Source organism: Nonomuraea sp. NPDC049141 (assembly GCF_040648415.1).
Lineage (GTDB): Bacteria > Actinomycetota > Actinomycetes > Streptosporangiales > Streptosporangiaceae > Nonomuraea.
Map to the genome: position 1 here is coordinate 182,695 of NZ_JBEZDR010000022.1, position 17,771 is coordinate 200,465.

The following is a 17,771-nucleotide window of genomic DNA, read 5'->3' on the forward strand; positions in this document are numbered from 1 at the left end:
GGGAAGCTCGTTGTTCTGGGCGTGTTCTATTTGTGGCGATCACCTGTTTGATCGCGTCAAGCTCGGCTTCGCGGGTCGGTACATCGATGTCTGGACTCACCCGACGAGTTCCACCAGCAGGCACGAGAGGGAACGTCGTTCGGTGCGCGTGGTTCCAGCGCTTGGAACCAGACGGCACGCCTCCAAGGCAGACACGCGATCAGCGTGTCAAAGGTCAACGACTGCAAGGAGCGAACATGCGCCGACTTCTCTTCACCGTCCTCACCGGGCTGGCCGTGCTGATGGTCCTGGCGATGACGCCGGCGGCCGATGCCGCCGTCTTCCCTTTCACAACGGTTCGCAACAACGCCATCGCAGTTCCCTCCAGGTGCATCGGCCCGTTCAACGGTGGTTCGGCCGACGGCACTCCTATCGTGTTGATGGACTGCAGTCAGCTCTGGCACGGCTTCGCGCCCGTCAGTTCGACGGACAACTCCATACGCCACTCCAGCGGGAAGTGCCTGAGCCTGGCCAACACCCAGAACCCGACCCCTGTCGGCACCTCGCTGGTGCTGCGGCAATGCGCCAACGGCCCCACAGGCGATCAGCAATGGACGTTCGTCGCGGTGCGCCCCGGTGCGCCCGACGGCCTCTGGGTCCTCCGCCAGCACTTCTTCGGCTTGTGCGTAGGTCCGTCCGGCGGCAGCACGGCGAGCGGTACCCGGCTGGTCACACAGAACTGCGCCTTCGCCGCCACCACACAGCAGTGGCTGCTGGAGGGTCTGCCGAACAGGTACGGCTTCTCCTACGACGACGGGACAACCCCCTGACCTGGGCGTACTGACGATCAAAAGGGCGCCGCGATGCCGGTCGAAGGCATCGCGGCGCTGCTCCCCTTCACACCGCCCAAAGCACGTCACCGCGCCCATCCCAACCACCCCGCCCTCGTCGGCCGAGGTCCCGGATGCCTCCCAATATGGCCCCATGCCGCGGACCACTGTCCACAGCCGGAATCCCCTCTGCGGGACGACACGAAGCGATGCAGAAAATGCGACATCGAGCGACGCAAGTCACAACCACGCCGGAGCACCGTTGCGCCACATCGGATACCGGTCTTGATCTCTTGGACCGAGAGCGAAGCGAGCCCGTAGCCGTTGTGAACGTCCGCGGGTGCGAGGGCCTGTCCGCTTGTGGCCACTCGGCCATTCTGGGGTGGACGGGTGGGGATGCAGCGCTGATGATGTTGGACAGTACTGTCATGATCATCGGCCGACTGGGAGAGCCGTATGAAGACCCGTACCTGGACTCGCCGTGCCGCCGCTTTGGCCGCCAGCCTGGCCGCCGTGCTGGCGCTGGGCATCACTCCTGTGCATGCGGATACCGTGATCCGCAAGCCGCAACAACCATCACCGCAAGGGTCCATGGCGCGGTAAGGCGCGGCGGTACATTATCCCCCTGTCCGGCAGGACGGGGGGATGTTCCGTCTTCATGGCCACTCGTCCGGCGGCAACCTCCGCCGCCGGGGCGAACGTCTCGGCCTGGGAGATCGAACGCCTCGTCAACGGATGCCCCGGCGTCGCGGACAGTGCCGTAGTCGCCGTCCCGTCACAGCTGGGCGAGGATGACATCAAGATCATTGTCCGCACGGCCGAACCTCACGCGCTCACCGCCTCGCACGTGTACGACTGGTGCAGGGAGCGACTCGCGTACTACCAGGTCCCGCGCTACATCGAGATGATCCGCCAGCTCCCTACGGCCCCACGCAACGGGTACGAAAAGGGCAACTGTCGCGATCGACCGAGGTCATCTTCGACGCTGAAGCGCGACTGGAAGCAACCTCTGAGGCTTCGCGCGATGCGTCCACGCACACGAAACCGCCCCAGCCTGCCGATATTTCGGCAGACCAGAGACGGTCTGGTGGAACAGTGGAGGTGCTTACCGCTTACTCGAACACCGCACCGCAGGTAGACGAGGTACGCCAGGCATTGAGGGTTTTTCATCCCGCTTCTCGGAGTTGAAGGATAAAGATCGCTTTGACGAGCTGACCTGCGAGAAGGGGGCAGCATCGGAGTTTGCGCAGGATGCGCCTCCGCGGTGCCGGCCGCACGGCATGACGCCGGCACCCTTCCGCCCGACATCGTCTACGGCAGCGGCGCCGTCAACGAGATCCTGTTCGTCGAGTGGTGGCGGAAGCGGAAGGAGAGCCTGTCCGCCGGCACCACCCTCGCCGACGCCGCCGAGAGGGTCGGCGTGAACGAGAAGACGTTCCGGACGGCGGTGCACGAGGCCGAGGCGGCGGGCGAACTCCCGGAGGTGGCGAAGGTCAGCGACCGCCGTTACGACGAGGACGCTCTGCTGGCGTGGTGGCAGGAGAAGACCTCCCCGGAGGCGGTGGCGAGCGCGGGAACCACCATGAAGGACCTCGCCGAGACGGCCGGGCTGAAGGTGGACCAGGTGCGCTACCAGGTGCGCAAGGCCGAGGAGGCGGGCATCCTGCCCGAAGGGGTGCGGCCGGCGAGCGGCAGGTTCAACAAGAAGGCGGGCCTGGCCTGGCTGGAGTCCCTCGGGCTGTAAGTCGGCGTTCAACAAGTACCGCTTACGGTTGTGGTTACGTTCGCGACGACTAGTGCGAGCAGTAGCGCATCCAGTAACTCGTCTTGTAGCGCGCCCATTGCGTTACGCATCTACTGTCTGTTCGCTACCATCGGGCTAGATGAGATCTGGTTCAATCCATCTCACCTGGTGTGAGTGCCCCCGCCGTAGCTGACAGGCCTGACGGGGGTCACCCTACTGCGGGATCAGGTAGCTGTTTCGGCTACCTGATCCTGTTGACCAACAGGTCTACGAGGATGAGCCCGGCCCGCACTGCGAGCTGCGCCCACTCCGTCCACCTCGACTGGTCGTTCTTCTTGCACCGTTTGCGCATCGTGCCCCTTTCCGGGTGATGGCGATCGGAAGGATCGGCGCCATCGTAAGCAGCCGACCCCCCGATTGACTGCTGCCGGGACCCGCTTGCGCAGCGGACAGGCAAGAGCTTAGACGTGCGCTCGCACGTCGGGGGCAATAACGCCTACTCGACGGCGCCTTTTAGCGCCGCTGTCAACCATCTCGCTCAGGTTCATGACCAGGCCCGTGAGTTGGTTCTTTCCAAGGCATCGCGCTCGGTGCCTCCAGTTGGAGCAAGACGCAATCCGATCTACTCCGGCACGATGGCCCGCCGTGGAGTACGCGGCGATGTTCCAGCGGGCAGAGACGTGCCCGCTCTGCACGCGCGTCATCCTGCTGAGCACGCGTGACGACCAGGAGGCGGCTGCAGCTCTGGCTCTGCACTTCCGCTGCGGGTGCGACGGATGACGGCGCTGGCCGTCCCCGCTCCCCACGACCTTCCCCGCTGTGACTCCCGCATCGCTTCAGGGATGCTGTCGGAGCTGATGGCGCTTGCGCCGGCAGTGCGGCGCCGCGCCCTTGCATGCTCGCACCGCCCGATCTCGTGCAGGTCCTGGTGGTCGCGGGGCGCGAGCTCGGCACCCCGTACGGCGTGTGGCTCGGCGACCCGGTCGGCTTCGTCGAGCAGGTGCTCGGTGAGGCGCTGTGGTCCAAGCAGCGGCAGATCCTCCAGGCGATCACCACGCACAAGAACGTGGCTGTGCCCGCCGGGTTCTTGCGTTTTAAGGCGATCATGCTGACTTCTTGAGCGCTGGGTGGCGGCGAGCTGGGGTGCTGGTGCGCCCTCGCGGCCGTCCCGGGCCCGCCTTGGAGGGTTTCGGAGGGGTAGCGGGGGTGCCGATGATCGGTAGTACGCGGGCGAAATCCCGGCGGACTCGTCTGGGTGAGAGCCTGCGGTGGTGGCGGCGTTCCCAAGGGTAGCGTTGATCTTGGGCGAGGCCGCGGGCGAGCAGGAGCTGAGCATAGGCGGCGAGCAGCACCCAGGTCCAGCGTTCGGCCTGTTCCGGGTGGCGGAGGGCGACATCGGTCCAGCTCAGCACGCTTTTCAGGAACTTCAGGTAGTGCTCGATATCGAACCGGCGAAGATATGATCTCCAGCATCGGTCCAGGTCGGGGATGCCCTGGCCGGACCAGAACAGCCACATCGGCTTCGGAGTGGGCTTACGTCCGCCGGGTAGCCGTTCGACCTGGACGCGGATGAGGGTTCCGGACAGGATCGGCGCTTCTGCTCGGTGGGCGAAGTGGTCCTTCTTGTCCAGCTTGGGGTGCAGGCCGTCCCAGGCGGTGACGGTGACCTGGCCGTAGTGCTCGTCGGTGAGGGTGAGCTGCTGGTCGGGCTCGCCCCAGGACTCGGGCCGGGCGCAGGAGACCTGTTCGCCGTGGCGGCGGGGTCGTCCCGCACGGCCGCCGTTGCCGGGCGGGCGGGGTCACGGTAGAGCAGCCGGTCATTGCGGATGCGCACCAGCACTTCGATGTCGTCGTTGCCGTGCACGGTGTGCACCCCGCACAGCTGGTGGTGGGTCCCCTCCGGTAGGTCGGCGCAGCGCTGGGCGTGCTCGCCGGTCACATCGTGCTCGCCGTGCAGTTCGTAGACCAGCACCGCCAGGTCGTATCCGGCGTCGTGGACGAACAGCTTGCGCCCGGTGCCTCCTGCCGTGCGCAGCCGTGCAGCCATGGCGCGGATCTGCTCGGCGGCGGCCAGCGTCTGCGCCGGCCCGCCGGTGGGCACCCGGACCACGTCCATCGGCGCGACCCACGAGTCGTGCTCGAGGTTGAGCTGTGTCACATGCTGCCAGGCCCAGCCGGGCACCCCGCCATCCACCCCACCCGGCCCGGACAGGTGGTGCCACTCCCGTCCGGGGCTGGTCTCGGCGTACGGGCGCGGGTGGGTGCTGGCGTCCACGGCGAAGGTCAGCGGCCACTCGGGCGGGCGACAGGCCACCAGTAACTCGCCCACCCGTTCCGGATCGATCCGGCCTCTGGCCAGGGCGTCATACAGGCTGCCCCAGCTGCGGCGAAAGACCGGCTCCAGGCTCAGATACGGCAGCGAGGTGACCGTCGGCGCGGACAACACCGCGTCGGTGAGCTCGAATAACGCGTCCGCGCGCATGGTCAGGCAGTCATACCAGCCCGCGCGGAACTCCCGCAGCCTCGCCGTGGACTCCGCCACCGGCGATGAACTCTTCGTCGCGGCCACTCCCGCTCGCAGCGGCGTTACCGTCATACTGGACTCCACGGCCATCGGTTTGATCTTCATTTCTTCGCAGAACAGAAGATCGGCGATGGCCGCTCTCATGTCACGACGGCGTGCCGCTCCGCCACCAGATCGTGATCAGCCAGGACGAGCGACCTGTGACGAAAGTCCGCCTGCTCAAGCAGACCCTCGGCTGGACCAAGCCCCGCCTGCGTGACCCGCACGCCGCCGACACCTGGACCTGGCTCATCCTCACCGCGCATACCCAGCTGCGCCTGGCCCGCGGCCTGGTGAGCGATCTACGCCGCCCGTGGGAGAAGCCCGCCGTCCCCGAGCGACTCACCCCCGCCCGCGTCCGCCGAGGGTTTCGCAACCTCCACACCAAGGCCCTGCCCCGGACCTGCGCCGGCGGGGCGTCGTGGGCAGTGGTCGGCCGGGTGCTCGGGGTGTCCAAGCAGGCCGCCCAGCAGCTCGCGGGCCGTTTGCGCTGGGCGGTGTCAACGCGGCGTTGACCCGGCAGGGAACGGCGCGTCAGGACCACGTGTAGGAGACGGCGGAGAGTTCCGCGAACATGTCTCCACCGACTCTGAATGAGGCGATGTACTGCCCCTTGCCGATCCCCTTGCCGGATATGGGCTTGAATTTCGTCGCGCTTGACCCGTTTGTCGAGCACTTGGTGTTGCCGAGGTTGAAATTGCCGCTACTGGCGAAACTCTTGTGCTTGGGGCGGAAGATCACCAGTTCGCCGTTCACACAGTACTTGGTGCTCTTCGAATAGGAGACAGTAGCCTTGATGACGTTTGTCGCCTTGTGGACCGTGAGGCAGACCTTGACGTTCGCTTTCGTCTTGCACGTGGTGACCGACTTCGGCTTCGAGGCGGGGTCGTCTGCCGACGCGGGCGTGGCAGTCAGGGCCGACATGGTGACGGCCAGTACTGAGACGCTGAGCGCTGTTCGGATCTTGGACATGCTGCTCCCTCTCCTGGTAGCGGAACGAGGAGTCATGCTAGGGATCAGCGGTATGTCGTCGGTATGCCGCGTCGCTCGCGGTGCAGCGTGGTCGGTGGCGCGGCACCCTGTACGTGACGGTCAGGTTGGGGCGGGCGTCGCAGATGCGGGTGTCCCGCCCCGGCTGGCGGCGGCGTCCGGGGCGCACGCGATCCGCGCCCTCGCGGGCTATCTCGAGACCGCGCCGGAGCGGTCGAGTTCGATCAACCGGCCCGCTCCGCCACCGGCTTGAGGAGTGCTGATCCCGATGTCCGCCGACCTGTCGCCCGGCTGGAATCCGAACCAGGCTGCCCGCTCCCGCTGAACGCGCTGCGGGACGCCGGGTGGACGGTGGTGGTGCCCGCTGGTCGGCGTGCGGCCGATGGGAGCTCGCAGCCCACGAAGCGGCTTCACAACCGTTGGAAGGTTAAATCGCAAGGGGTTCGGCCTCGAAAAATTCGTTAGTTTGTTCGATATCATACCCCTTGCTAATGGCCGCCTCGTTCGTGCTGCTGAACTTGTTGAAATTGTGTTCGAGATAATGGCCTGACAAGAAGGCGGCAGCCAGGTTGTGCGCCGGGCGCGGGCAGCGTGGAACAGGGTGGAGCCAGTCTTAGGGAACGAAGCGCGGGCTCGATGAGCATGCCATCCCGACAGGGGGCGCCGGCCGACCTCGACATGAGCGGCCGCGGTCCGGTTGAGCAGGCCCGCCAACGATCCGGGGGGCGACTCCGGGCCGTTGCGGCCTTTGCCTTGGCCTCGGGAAACGGAAAGATCGTGGCCTGCGGTGACGCGCCGGCCGGCCCCGGTGGGCAGGCCGTCCCAGTGCCGCTCGTCCACAACGCGGCAGCCGCGTCCGACCGCCCGCTGATGGGCGGCCAGTAGCGTCTGGCCGGTGTGGTCGGGTGTGGTGGCGTGCAGCATGATCTGAGCCTTGGTCGCCCTGACCTCAACCAGCTGGCGCGGCTGGACCCGGCGGGCCGGGACCGAATACAGATTCGCCTCGAAGGCGACCAAGCAGTCCTTGCCGACGTAGCGAAGATGCCGCTGGGCCACGACATACGGGGCAGGCGGCAGCGGCCGCAACGCCATGTGGTCGCGGACCGCCCTCACTCCGATGACCTCGCCGTGGGTCCCGTGGACCTTGGAGCGCCGCAGCGGAACCCAGGTGACAAAGGCGGCGTCGAGCTCCTCGATCGAGGAGAATGCCCGCCCGGCCAGGACATGGTCACGGACGATGGCGACCTGCCGCTCGACCCGGCCTTTGCCGGTGGGCCGGCAGGCGGCCAGCACATCGGGGTCGAAGTCGTAGTGTCCAGCGAAGGCGACCGCCTCCGGATGCAACGGAACAGCCTCACCCGGGGCTACGTGGCGGCGGACCACCGTCTTGGTGCGGTCGTAGACGATCGACATCGGCACCCCGCCGAAATGCTCGAACGCCCGGCGGTGGCAGTCGAAGAAGCTCGCCAGATCCTGGCTGGTGGTGAAGCAGCAAAACGGGTCGCGCGAATAGGACAAGGTCATGTGGAACGAGTAGACCTTCCCGATGCCGACATGGGCCAAGATCTTGCCCTCGTCGCCCCAGTCCACCTGGGCCTGAGCCCCCGGCACCACCTCGAATCGGCGATGCAGTCCCGCCAGTTCGCCCGGGCTGATACCGAGTTCGGCCGCGATCCGCGGCCGCGCCTCCTGCAAGTAGATCTTGACGCGCTGGTAGTTGCCGGTGAATCCGTAGTCTGCCACCAGACGCTCGTGGATCACCGCCCCCTTGAGCAGGATCTCCGCCCGCAACATGGCGTCGATCAGCGGCGCGACCTCGTCCACCACCCGCTGCCGTGGCCGAGTGCTGGGTGCCCTCTTCGGCGGCACCATCGGAACCTCGCCCGACAGGTACTTGGCGACCGTCCGCCGGTTCAGCCCGGTCGCGGCCGCGATCTCCCGCAAGCTCATCGCGCCGGACTCATTCAGGCTGCGAAATCGCCTCAGTTCCAACCAGCGATGCGGGTCCAAGACCACATTTGTCGTGGTCGAACCGGGCGGGCTGGCCGCCTGAGCCGAGGCGCGGTAGTTGTCACAAAGGCAGGATTCCTGTCACCGCAGCTCTATCCTTGCCCGGTGATCAACCTTCAGATCCGTGGCGACGGGCCCGAGGTCATGGCGAGGACCAGACACGGCCTGTCTTGGAGCGATGCGTTGGCCAACCTCGACCGGGCCCAGTTTCCGATGTTCGGCCATCTGATCCCATATGGCGACACGATCTTCAATCATCGGCAGATCGATACCCTGCTGGACGAACTACTACGACTCCCCGCAGGGCTGATCACCGACGCCTTCGCCGAAGCGCTCCGCGAGCTGTGCAGCATGGCCCAAGAGGCACCACACCGCTATCTGTGGTTCGTCGGAGACTGACACGCCCCGCACCGGCGGTGACAGCCATCGAGCTTCGGCTCATGCGGTTGGCTGTTGGCGCTGGTGACAAGTAGCGCGCCGATTTGGTGACAACTACCGTGCCTCGATGCGTCCGGAGGCCCAGGCCAGCAGCCGCCTGCGGTGACAACTATCGCTGCGGCACGCCGCCGGGCGCCGTGAACGCGGCTGATCACCGGGACGTGTCCAGGGCACCGAACTCGGCGCGGGCGGCCTCGACGGCCTCGGGGTATGCCTGGCGTTTGTCGTGTTCGGCCAGGGCGCGGTAGATGCTGGCCAGGCTGGGGTTGCGGCCCTTGCGCTTGCCGGTGGGGATGATCAGATCGGGCTGGATCGACTCCACGGACTCGCCGGCGGCGCGGCGGCGGAGCACGGTGTGCAGCATGTCGTCGGTGATGACGGGTGGGCGGCTGCCGTGTTTGCCTTTGCGGGCGGCCGCGTCGAGGCCTTCGAGGGTGGCTTCGCGGACGTTCTCGCGTTCGGTCTCGGCCATCGCGGCGAAGAAGCCGAACAGGATGCGGCCCAGGCCGGTGGGGTCGTAGATGCCGGGCAGCGGCCCGGCGAGCATCTCCAGCACCAGGCTGTGTGCGGTGAGGTGGTCGGCCAGGGCGGTGAGCTCGGCGGCGTCGCGGCCCAGGCGTTTCATCTCATAGACGGTGAGGATGACGCGGCAGTACGGGGCGTGCGCCTTGATCTGGCGGGCCAGGGTCAGGCGGCCTCGAACTGGGGGCGGACCCGCATCCGGCTGCTGATCTTCTCGGCGAAGATCTTGTCCCGGCCGATGCCGTGCGCGGCCAGCGCGTCCAGCTGGGACTGCAGTTCCTGGGTGAGGGTGGAGCAGCGAGCGTTGCCCGATGCGGATGTCGGCGCTCGGAGTGTCCGGCGCGACGGTGGCCGGGGCCCGTTTATGAGAACCGCGTAGGCTCGCGAGGCACGTTCTCAACCAAGATCAACGCGGTTTTGGGGCTCATGCCACGATTTTACGGCCACCCTAGAAGACGCGGGCGGCGCGCAGCCGGACCGGCTCTTATCGGAACGGATATACCCGGAACATACCGGCTGGCGCTACATTTCGCGCCATGCGCGCGATCATCGCTGTGTTCCTCTGGCTCAACCCGCTATCCGCGGCGGTCCAGCCGAGATTCCCCGTGCCGATGGACTTGTGTGCGGCGGTCGACGAAGCCTTGGTCAAGCGGCTCGTGCCAGATGCAAAGGCGAGGCATGACGGGCTCGACTGCGCCTGGACGAGCCGAAGTGTGGGCCTGACGGTCAAATCGGTCAGTGCGAACGGGAAGACGCTGGACTACACCTCCGAGGCACTGCACGAGCTCCACACAATTGGTAAGGACGTGGAGCCGTGGGACCGCACCTCCGCGCAGGCGCACGAGGCCTATCGGAAGCGCCTGGCCGACGACCTCCGCCCGTCCCGGCTGACCATCTGGCAGGAGCCCGACATCGGGGTGACCGGCGACAGGCGGCGCGGCGTGACCACGACGGCGGCGCGTGCGGTGCAGGGCGTGGGCGATGAGGCCCACGAGGTCGATTACCTCACCCCCCGCACGAAGCGGCCGGAGCGCGTCTACGTCGTCTTCCGCGCCGGCAACCTCCTGCTGGAGGTCGCCTACACCGGGATCGACGGCCGCGTGAGCGCCGAGCGTCTGCGTCAGGGAGCGGTGTCGGTGAGCAGTCGCATGGCCGCCACGCTCGGCCGGATGAGCCCGCCGGAGCAGACGCCCGCGACAACACCCGGCACCTACGCGGAGACGCCGATTGCGTGCGCCATGCTCACTCCGGCACAGATCAAGCAACTGAAAGCCGGAGACATGAAAGCGACCGGCTACCAACCCGACCGCTGCGAGTGGGGGCTGATGTTCGCGGATCCGCTGTTGACAGTGCAGTTCTCGGCACCCCAGAGGGGTCCGGCGGGCGATGGCATCGCTCAGGCGAAGGAGATGTTCGCCGGATGGAGGACACAGGAGTCGACCGCCGCGGACATCGGCGACATCGGGGACGAGGCGTTCGCCTCCAAGTCTGCGGTGGTCTTCAGGAAGACCAACCTGATCGGTCTCGTCACGGCGACGCCCCGGGCCCGCGCCGAGCAGGCCGCCCGGTGGATCGTGGCGGCTCTGCCATGATCAGGATCCTCGCGGCCGTTCTCGTGCTGCTCACCGCCGCCTGCTCGGCGGATCCGGCGCCCGCCAGGCCCATGCAGGCGTCCAGCACGCCGCAGGCGGGACCCGGCAGGTATACCCGGACGCCGGATCCGTGCTCTCTGCTCACCGCTGAGGGGGTGGAGCGGTTGGTCCCGCTGGCCGAGCAGAGGTACGACAAAACGGAGTGCACCTGGTCGACCCCACGTCATCTTGCGCCGGCGAACTCGCACTACACGCTCACGCTCGTCGTCCACCTGGCCACCGACGTCGCGGCGGCGGGCACGTATCTGAAGGAGCAGACCGAATCCCGCCCCGCGTTCGGGAGGTTTTATGTCAAGGGGAAGGCATCCGCTGTTTCGGGGGTGGGTGATGAGGCGGTCACCCTTGAGACGTCAAGATCCACGCTCCTGGTCTACCGGCTCAGCAACGCGGTGATCACCATTCAGTACGGCAGGGCCGTACAGGATGAGGCCCTGCAGGCCGACCCGCGGCAACGTGACAACGCGAGGAAGGCGGCGCTGTGGGTGGCGCAGGCCATGGATCGGCCCGCGCCCGCCGTCAACCCGTCGGACGGGCGGTTCGCCGCGGCGCCGTACGCGTGCGCACTGCTCGAGGACGGCGTCCCCGTGTCGGCGACCGTGTGCAACGACGGCGGTGTGATCGTCCAGGTACGGCTCGCGCCGCCGTGGCAGGGCAAAAGCGGGATCGCCGTGGCCAAGGAGATGATGGCCCATTACAGAAGCAAGCCGTTCAAGCCTGTGAAGAGCCTCGGGGATGAGGCGTTCCTCAAGAAGGACATCATGTGGGTCCGGGTGAGCAACCTCGTGCTGAAGGTCGGTAACGGCACGAGAGCCGACGTCGCCCGGGTCCTGGATCGCCTGCCGCCACCGTGAGCTGATTTCAAGACCGGTGAGTGGCTGTCTCGATTCCTCTCTTGGAGCCATCAGTACGCGGGCAACACCACGATGGGCTGGCCTGCCAGTAGGAGTGGAACGGCGAACCGGGTTTAGTGTCACATTTGTTGACGCTGTGCGGGATGATGATCGGCGGCGGTCCCGTCGTGATCTCTGGCGGGAGCCACTGGCCAGCCGATATCTCTACAGGAGAGGTGCCTGATGGCCCTGTCGGCGATGACGGCGGAGCAGCGTGCGAAGGCGTTGGCGAAGGCGGCCCAGGCGCGTACGGCGCGTCGTGCGCTGTTGGCGGAGGTGGCGTCCGGCGTGGTGAGTGTGGCGGAGGTGTTCGAGCGAAGCGGGCAAGATCTGGTGGGCAGGACACGGGTGGCTCCGGTCCTGCGGGCCGTTCCCAGGTATGGGCCGGCCCGGGTCGCGGCGTTGTTGGCCACCTCCGGGGTGCAGGAGAAACAGCGTGTTGGCGCGCTGAACGACCAGCAGCGCGACTCTTGCGGGCTTTGATCAGCTGACAGCGCCGGAACTGATCGTGTGAGCTATCGCTCCGCGTTCGGGTGAGGTTGGCTCTGCAGGCGATGGCGAAGTTCGGCCTCCTGCGCCGTCAGCGCCTGGCCCGGGCGTCGGATGCGGGCCGGGCGGGGTCGGGGGATGTCTTCGCCTTGCAGGAGGGCGAAGTCGGCGTGGGCCGCCTCGACGGCTTCGGGGTAGGCCTGCTGCTTGGCGTGTTCGGCGAGTGCGCGGTAGATGCTGGCCGCGCTGGGGTTGCGGCCCTTGCGCTTACCGGTGGGGATGATCAGGTCACCTCGGATGGATTCCACCGTCTCGCCGGTGGCGCGGCGGCGGAGCACGGTGTGCAGCATGTCGTCGGTGATGACCGGGGGCCGGCCGCCGTGGTTGCCGTTGCGGGCGGCGGCATCGAGTCCTTCCAGGGTGGACTCGCGGATGGCTTCGCGTTCGGTCTCGGCCATCGCGGCGAAGAAGCCGAACAGCATCCAGCCCGGCCCGGACGGGTCGTAGATCCCGGCCAGCGGCCCGGCAAGCATCTCCAGCACCAGGCCATGCGCGGTCAGGTGGTCGGCCAGCGCGGTCAGCTCGGCGGCGTCGCGGCCCAGCCGCTTCATCTCATACACCGTCAGGATGACCCGGCAGTACGGGGTGTGCGCCTTGATCTGCCGGGCCAGCGCGAGCGCCGCCTCGAACTGCGGACGCACCTTCACCCGGGTCGAGATCTTCTCGGAGAAGATCTTCTCGCGACCGATCCCATGCGCAGCCAGCGCGTCCAGCTGCGACTGCAGTTCCTGGGTGAGCGCGGAGCAGCGGGCGTAGCCGATCCGGATGTCCGCTGACGGCCCACTGAGCGGCGCGGGCGGTGGTGTGCCAGGCCGCCAGGGCTGGCCCGGGTTCCGGTCGGCCGGGGTCGGCACCCGCAACAGCTTCGCCAGTCGGACCACCTTGGTGAACCGGCCGGTGTGGTAGGTGCCGGCCACCGCGCCCGAACGCGACCGGCACGGCGAATTCGGCGCTACCGCGCATCGCGGACACGGGTGACGCTCGACCTCATCAGCGTCACGGGTGTGTTCATCGGCGATAGCGGACAGATGGGCGGGTTCGCGGGGTTCCGGGGCCTGAGCCATGCCCCAGAGGCTCTCACAAACATTTCCCAAAATGCGAAGATCTGCCGCCTTGCATGAGAACGAGTTCTGAGAAGAGATCAGCCCCCTCCGGCGATCAAAACCGGCATCCTCGGGCCGTCTGGCGATCTTCTCTGACAATAGACCGTTTATGAGAGCGGGTCCGAGGGGTTGCCTGCCGGCGGCTGGCAGTCTTCAGTGGCGCGCAGGTGCCGGACTGCTTGGCTGCGGGTGAACGCGCCGGGTGCGGGACTAGCTCGCACGGCGCGTTCAAGTGGTCTCATCCGGCCGCCCCGGTGGAGCGGGCCGCGTACGGCGAAACTGTAGTAACTGCCCTGCTACTCGTTGGCGACATCGGGTCGATGATTCTCCTGACCAGCCGGTACGGATGCCATGGGGCAGTCCGGCCTCTGGTCTCTCCTGGTGATCGGTAGCCTGCAAGTCACATGTAAGCCTGCACGTCTAGACATACATATGTGAACTAAGACGCCGAAATTCGCGTGAAGACGGCGTTCCATCCGTCATCGCCGTGAACGAGCCCGATCATCTCGTTACAATGCCGACTCCGCTGAAGGATGGGAGCGCTCCGCATGGCGCTGGAGATCAGATTCCTCGGCCCGTGGCAGGTCCTGGCCGCTGACGAGCCGGTCCGGCTCGCCGGGCAACGACGAATCGGCGTGCTGGCCAGACTCGCCCTGGACGCCGGGCAGGTCGTACACGCCGAGCGGATCCTCACCGACATTTGGGGACAGAGCTCCGCGGCGACCGTGGCCAAACAACTCCACATCGTGATCTCCAAACTCCGCGAAACCCTCGGACCCCACACCACCGAAGAGATCATCCAGACCATGCCCGGCGGCTATCGGCTCGCGCTCGAACCCGACCACATCGACGCCCACCTGTTCACCCGCCTGGCCAAACGCGCCCGCACCGCCCAGGCGCAAGGGGGCAGGGCCGCCGCGGACGCCCTGTTCCGCACAGTCCTGCAGTTGTGGCGAGGCGAACCACTGGCCGGACTGACCGACCCCTGGGCACGAATCGAAGCCACCCGCCTGGAAGAAGAACACCGCACCGTCCTGGAAGACCACGCCGATCTCCGCCTCGCCGCTGGCGACCACCACGCGCTGGCCGCCGACCTGGCCGTACACGTGCGGGCCCACCCACTACGCGAACGCCCCGCCGCCCAACTCATGCTCGCCCTGCACCGTGCCGGCCGCCCATCCGAAGCGCTCGCCGTTTACCAGGACACCCGCCGGATCATGGTCTCCGAACTCGGCCTCGAACCCGGCGCCGAACTACGCCGCCTGCACCAGGCCGTCCTGGTCAAGGACCCCGTCCTCGACCTGACCACCCCGGCCCAACAGGTCACTCTCAGCGAGCCGTACATCCCGGCCGAACTGCCCGCCGACACCCACGCCTTCACCGCCCGCGCCACCGAGATCCACCGCCTGCGCACCGCACTCGGCCCAGCCGACAGCCCCACCCACGGGCCTGCCATCACCGTGATCGACGGACCCGGCGGCATCGGTAAATCCGCCCTGGCCGTTCACGTCGCCCACGCCATGGCCGCCCGGTTCACCGACGGCGTCATCTACCTCAACTTGCACGGATCCACCGCCGGACTCGACCCACTGACGCCGGCCCAAGCCCTGCGCCACCTGCTGCGCTCCCTCGGCCTGGACGGCGCCGCCGTCCCCGCCGACCTGGGCGAGGCCGCCGCCCGCTACCGCTCCCTGACCGCGACCTGCAACCTGCTGGTCATCCTGGACAACGCCCGCGATGTCCACCAGATCCGCCCGCTCATCCCCGCCGGCCCCGGCTGCCGGGTCCTGATCACCTGCCGGGACCCCCTGGCCACCCTGGACAACGCCCGCCACCTCCACCTGGGCACCCTGAACGCCGCCGACGCCGCCGCGCTATTGTCCCGCCTGGCCGGACCCGACCGAGTCCGCGCCGAACCGCACGCGGCCGAGCGGGTTGTCCAGCTGTGCGGCGGCTTCCCCCTCGCCCTGCGGATCGTCGGCGCCCGCCTGGCGGCCCGCCCCGACTGGACCCTGTCCGACCTGGAAGGACGGCTGGCCGACGCCACCCGCCGTCTGGACGTGCTGGAGTACGCCGACCTGGCCGTCCGCGCCAGCATCGCGGTCAGCCACCACCACCTCCGAGAAGAACCCGCCGGCCGTGACGCCGCCCACCTGCTGCCCCTGCTCGGCCTGCTCGGCCTGCCCACGCACACCCCCGCCGTCACCGCCACCCTGACCAGCTGGCCCCACCACCGCGCCGAAGCCGCTCTGGAACGCCTGCAGGACGCCCGCCTCCTCGAGGCCGCCGGGCCCGACCGCTACCAGTTCCACGACCTGGTCGGTCTATATGCCCGCGAACGGGCACACCAGGACCTGCCGGAGGAGGAACGCACCGCCGCCGTCCGGCGCGCGCTCCACCACTACCTGACCACCCTCTGGATGGCGAGCACCCTCCTCAACAAGGATCCCGTAGTGCGATGCCCCGTCGAGTTGCCCGACATCACCTTCAAGGAACCGGCCGAGGCGAGACGATGGGTCCAGGATGAGCGGGACAACCTGCTCGCCGCCGCGCAGCAGGCTTTGGCCGGCCCCGACCCGGCGACCGCCATCGGCCTGGCCATCGGACTCCACTGGCCTTTCTGCTACCAGGGCTGGCACACGCAACTGGCTGACATCTACGCGCACGCCATCGAGGTGGCCGATCGCATCGCGGCATGGGAGGACAAGGCCCAGCTCCGCAGCTTCCTGGGTTGGGTCTACCGGGACCAGGGCCGCTACGACGCCGCGATCGCGCAACTGAAGACGGCTCTCACCGACTGGGATCGCGCGGAACTGCCCCGAAGGAAGGTGGGAGCCCTCAGCAACCTCGGTGTCATCCACACGATCGTGGGCCGTCTCGACGACGCGCTCGCTTACCTGGAGTCGGCTCTGACGCTCAACGACGACGCCGAACGCCCTGGGGCCCCGGCCGTGCTCCGCAACAACCGGGTGCATGTCTACTACCGGCAGGGGCGCTTTGACGAGGCGATCGCCGAAGCACGCCAGTTGGTGGAGCTGTGGCCGAAGACGGACCCGCTCGCCGGTGCGGGCTCGGCACACGACTCGCTGGGCGACATCTACCTCCATGCCGGTCGGCTGACCGAGGCGGTGGACAGCTACACGACGGCCGCGCGGCGGTTCCGCGAGTCGGGATACCACCTGAAGGAAGCCAGGTCACGCTGGTGGTTCGGCATCGCGCTGCACGACCTCGAACGGCACGGCGAAGCACGGAAACAGTGGGAGGGCTCCGTCCGCCTCCTGCGCGACGCCCGCCTGCTCACGCCAGGGGAGGCGACCGAGATCCTCGCCCAGCCCGTGCCGGAAACACCCCAGCCGATCAAGAACATGCTCTGACCCTTCATCCCGGTGCGTGTCCCACGTTGGTGCGTACCCTGCTCGCGACCGCATGAGCACCCGCGACGAACCAGCCCGCCGACCACGCCGATCCGCCGCCGCTCGACACCATGGTCGAGGACGACGATGAAGGTAAGGAGGCATAGGTGCGGCTGCCGGTCGATCCGTCCGAACCCATGGCTTGCTGGCTGGCGATCATCTAGGCCAGCCTGCGACTTCCCCCGCTTTGCGCGAGGTTGCCGCAACCGTGGCGCCCGCGGGTGTGGTGGGCGGTCATCGTGGGGACGGACGATAACGGGGTGAGCACTGCGAGTGAAGGACACGCACAAGCCAGGCCGAACAACGCGAGCCCCGGCGGCCGGACCGCGACATTGGCGGGGCGCGCCCTGGCCATGAGCCGGTACGAGATACTCGCGCCGCACCTGCACGAGGAGGTGCCGCTGGCACGGTTGGCGGCCGACCAGGGCGAGGGTGGCCCCTCCTACCGGACCTTGCAGCGGTGGCTGGCCGGCTACCGGCGCGCCGGCCTGGACGGCTTGGCTCGTGCCAGCCGCAGCGACAAGGGCCTACGCCGCTTCCCGGACGAGCTGGTGGCGTTCGTCGAGGGGCTTGCCCTGCGCAAAGCCTCGCCCCAGCGCGGCAACGATCCACCGGCAGGCCGAGAGCGTCGCCAAGGCACGCGGCTGGCCGGTGCCGGGCTTCTGGACCGTGCACGGCATCGTCGCCGACCTCGACCCTGCGTTGGTCACCCTCGGCGTGGACGGCACCAAGAAGTACCGGGAGTCCTTCGAGCTGGTGTACCGGCGCGAAGCCAAGAGCCCGACGGCACCTGGCGGTTCCTGATCGACGATCCGACCTTCGGCTTGAGCCATCACCACGAGGTGGAATCGATACAAGGAGCACAACACCGTCGAGCGCTGCGTCAACAAGCTTCGCCAGCACCTGCCGTGGCCACCCGCTTCAACAGACGTGAGCGGACCTACCAGGGCACCCTCGACGTCGCATCGATCTGATCCGGCTCGAAGAGCCAGTCACATGATCACGGCTGAAGCTCCGAGGACTTCTCCCTTCGGCTCAGCGTCGGTCGCGGCAATCACCGACATTCTTGGATGGACAGGGCGACTCGT

Annotated in this window: 18 protein-coding genes and 1 pseudogene; 12 read left to right on the forward strand and 7 right to left on the reverse strand. The window is 67.7% G+C overall.

Annotated elements, in window-relative coordinates; genetic code table 11:
- The first annotated feature begins 236 nt into the window (after nt 1-236).
- From AB0B91_RS48020 to AB0B91_RS48030, 3 genes are all read left to right on the forward strand, one after another.
- Nucleotides 237-809 carry an RICIN domain-containing protein gene (locus tag AB0B91_RS48020; RefSeq protein WP_358335966.1) on the forward strand — a complete coding sequence of 191 codons (573 nt, stop codon included), beginning with the start codon at nt 237-239 and terminating at the stop codon, nt 807-809.
- 456 nt (nt 810-1,265) lie between these two features.
- The gene (locus tag AB0B91_RS48025) at nt 1,266-1,412 is read left to right on the forward strand and encodes a hypothetical protein (RefSeq protein ID WP_358335969.1); all 147 of its coding nucleotides are present in this window, start codon (nt 1,266-1,268) and stop codon (nt 1,410-1,412) included.
- Nucleotides 1,413-1,467: 55 nt separating this feature from the next.
- Nucleotides 1,468-1,947, forward strand: a complete 480-nt coding sequence (locus AB0B91_RS48030; protein WP_358335972.1) for a hypothetical protein — start codon at nt 1,468-1,470, stop codon at nt 1,945-1,947.
- Between the two features lie 28 nt (nt 1,948-1,975).
- On the opposite strand, the pseudogene AB0B91_RS48035 reads toward AB0B91_RS48030, so the two are convergent.
- Nucleotides 1,976-2,065, reverse strand: a pseudogene (locus AB0B91_RS48035) (IS5/IS1182 family transposase); the annotation flags it as partial.
- Between the two features lie 8 nt (nt 2,066-2,073).
- Here AB0B91_RS48035 and AB0B91_RS48040 point away from each other — a divergent pair.
- Complete coding sequence (locus AB0B91_RS48040; protein WP_358335975.1) at nt 2,074-2,553, forward strand: helix-turn-helix domain-containing protein; 480 nt, start codon at nt 2,074-2,076, stop codon at nt 2,551-2,553.
- An 895-nt stretch (nt 2,554-3,448) separates the two neighbouring features.
- Complete coding sequence (locus AB0B91_RS48045) at nt 3,449-3,673, forward strand: hypothetical protein (protein ID WP_358335978.1); 225 nt, start codon at nt 3,449-3,451, stop codon at nt 3,671-3,673.
- Between the two features lie 306 nt (nt 3,674-3,979).
- Here the strand turns inward: AB0B91_RS48045 and AB0B91_RS48050 are convergent, their stop codons facing one another.
- The gene (locus tag AB0B91_RS48050; protein ID WP_358335981.1) at nt 3,980-5,149 is read right to left on the reverse strand and encodes a transposase; all 1,170 of its coding nucleotides are present in this window, start codon (nt 5,147-5,149) and stop codon (nt 3,980-3,982) included.
- Between the two features lie 128 nt (nt 5,150-5,277).
- Between AB0B91_RS48050 and AB0B91_RS48055 the strand changes: the two genes are divergently transcribed.
- Nucleotides 5,278-5,631 carry a hypothetical protein gene (locus tag AB0B91_RS48055; protein ID WP_358335984.1) on the forward strand — a complete coding sequence of 118 codons (354 nt, stop codon included), beginning with the start codon at nt 5,278-5,280 and terminating at the stop codon, nt 5,629-5,631.
- A 19-nt stretch (nt 5,632-5,650) separates the two neighbouring features.
- Here AB0B91_RS48055 and AB0B91_RS48060 read toward each other — a convergent pair whose 3' ends face one another.
- Both AB0B91_RS48060 and istA read right to left on the reverse strand, forming a co-directional pair.
- Nucleotides 5,651-6,088, reverse strand: coding sequence for a hypothetical protein (locus tag AB0B91_RS48060; protein WP_358335987.1), 438 nt, complete (start codon nt 6,086-6,088; stop codon nt 5,651-5,653).
- Between the two features lie 207 nt (nt 6,089-6,295).
- A complete protein-coding gene (istA, locus tag AB0B91_RS48065) occupies nt 6,296-8,116 on the reverse strand; it encodes an IS21 family transposase (protein ID WP_358335990.1) in 1,821 nt (606 codons plus the stop codon).
- Between the two features lie 105 nt (nt 8,117-8,221).
- On the opposite strand from istA, the gene AB0B91_RS48070 reads away from it, so the two are divergent.
- Nucleotides 8,222-8,515 carry a hypothetical protein gene (locus AB0B91_RS48070; RefSeq protein ID WP_358335993.1) on the forward strand — a complete coding sequence of 98 codons (294 nt, stop codon included), beginning with the start codon at nt 8,222-8,224 and terminating at the stop codon, nt 8,513-8,515.
- Nucleotides 8,516-8,705: 190 nt separating this feature from the next.
- Here AB0B91_RS48070 and AB0B91_RS48075 read toward each other — a convergent pair whose 3' ends face one another.
- Nucleotides 8,706-9,476, reverse strand: a complete 771-nt coding sequence (locus AB0B91_RS48075) for a recombinase family protein (protein WP_358335996.1) — start codon at nt 9,474-9,476, stop codon at nt 8,706-8,708.
- A gap of 136 nt (nt 9,477-9,612) precedes the next feature.
- Between AB0B91_RS48075 and AB0B91_RS48080 the strand changes: the two genes are divergently transcribed.
- The 3 genes from AB0B91_RS48080 to mihF all read left to right on the forward strand — a co-directional run bounded on the left by AB0B91_RS48080 (nt 9,613) and on the right by mihF (nt 12,101).
- Complete coding sequence (locus AB0B91_RS48080) at nt 9,613-10,668, forward strand: hypothetical protein (protein WP_358335999.1); 1,056 nt, start codon at nt 9,613-9,615, stop codon at nt 10,666-10,668.
- Nucleotides 10,665-11,579 carry a hypothetical protein gene (locus AB0B91_RS48085; RefSeq protein WP_358336002.1) on the forward strand — a complete coding sequence of 305 codons (915 nt, stop codon included), beginning with the start codon at nt 10,665-10,667 and terminating at the stop codon, nt 11,577-11,579. Before AB0B91_RS48080 ends, AB0B91_RS48085 begins: the two co-directional genes overlap by 4 nt.
- Nucleotides 11,580-11,801: 222 nt before the next feature.
- Entirely contained in the window at nt 11,802-12,101 is a 300-nt protein-coding gene (gene mihF, locus AB0B91_RS48090; RefSeq protein ID WP_358336005.1) for an integration host factor, actinobacterial type, read from the forward strand.
- 32 nt (nt 12,102-12,133) lie between these two features.
- Here the strand turns inward: mihF and AB0B91_RS48095 are convergent, their stop codons facing one another.
- The gene (locus tag AB0B91_RS48095) at nt 12,134-13,084 is read right to left on the reverse strand and encodes a recombinase family protein (RefSeq protein ID WP_358336008.1); all 951 of its coding nucleotides are present in this window, start codon (nt 13,082-13,084) and stop codon (nt 12,134-12,136) included.
- A 734-nt stretch (nt 13,085-13,818) separates the two neighbouring features.
- On the opposite strand from AB0B91_RS48095, the gene AB0B91_RS48100 reads away from it, so the two are divergent.
- On the forward strand, nt 13,819-16,644 hold the full coding sequence (locus tag AB0B91_RS48100) for a BTAD domain-containing putative transcriptional regulator (protein WP_358336010.1): 2,826 nt from the start codon (nt 13,819-13,821) through the stop codon (nt 16,642-16,644).
- 4 nt (nt 16,645-16,648) lie between these two features.
- Here the strand turns inward: AB0B91_RS48100 and AB0B91_RS48105 are convergent, their stop codons facing one another.
- The gene (locus AB0B91_RS48105; protein ID WP_358336013.1) at nt 16,649-16,843 is read right to left on the reverse strand and encodes a hypothetical protein; all 195 of its coding nucleotides are present in this window, start codon (nt 16,841-16,843) and stop codon (nt 16,649-16,651) included.
- Between the two features lie 410 nt (nt 16,844-17,253).
- Between AB0B91_RS48105 and AB0B91_RS48110 the strand changes: the two genes are divergently transcribed.
- Entirely contained in the window at nt 17,254-17,487 is a 234-nt protein-coding gene (locus AB0B91_RS48110) for a hypothetical protein (protein ID WP_358336016.1), read from the forward strand.
- Nucleotides 17,488-17,771 lie beyond the last annotated feature (284 nt).

Bases quoted from the DNA above. Each gene is read 5' to 3' on its own strand.
- AB0B91_RS48020 (WP_358335966.1), top strand. From the start codon at position 237: ATGCGCCGACTTCTCTTCACCGTCCTCACCGGGCTGGCCGTGCTGATG.
- AB0B91_RS48025 (WP_358335969.1), top strand. From the start codon at position 1,266: ATGAAGACCCGTACCTGGACTCGCCGTGCCGCCGCTTTGGCCGCCAGC.
- AB0B91_RS48030 (WP_358335972.1), top strand. From the start codon at position 1,468: ATGGCCACTCGTCCGGCGGCAACCTCCGCCGCCGGGGCGAACGTCTCG.
- AB0B91_RS48045 (WP_358335978.1), top strand. From the start codon at position 3,449: ATGCTCGCACCGCCCGATCTCGTGCAGGTCCTGGTGGTCGCGGGGCGC.
- AB0B91_RS48050 (WP_358335981.1), bottom strand. From the start codon at position 5,149: ATGACGGTAACGCCGCTGCGAGCGGGAGTGGCCGCGACGAAGAGTTCA.
- AB0B91_RS48060 (WP_358335987.1), bottom strand. From the start codon at position 6,088: ATGTCCAAGATCCGAACAGCGCTCAGCGTCTCAGTACTGGCCGTCACC.
- AB0B91_RS48080 (WP_358335999.1), top strand. From the start codon at position 9,613: ATGCGCGCGATCATCGCTGTGTTCCTCTGGCTCAACCCGCTATCCGCG.
- AB0B91_RS48085 (WP_358336002.1), top strand. From the start codon at position 10,665: ATGATCAGGATCCTCGCGGCCGTTCTCGTGCTGCTCACCGCCGCCTGC.
- mihF (WP_358336005.1), top strand. From the start codon at position 11,802: ATGGCCCTGTCGGCGATGACGGCGGAGCAGCGTGCGAAGGCGTTGGCG.
- AB0B91_RS48100 (WP_358336010.1), top strand. From the start codon at position 13,819: ATGGCGCTGGAGATCAGATTCCTCGGCCCGTGGCAGGTCCTGGCCGCT.
- AB0B91_RS48105 (WP_358336013.1), bottom strand. From the start codon at position 16,843: ATGATCGCCAGCCAGCAAGCCATGGGTTCGGACGGATCGACCGGCAGC.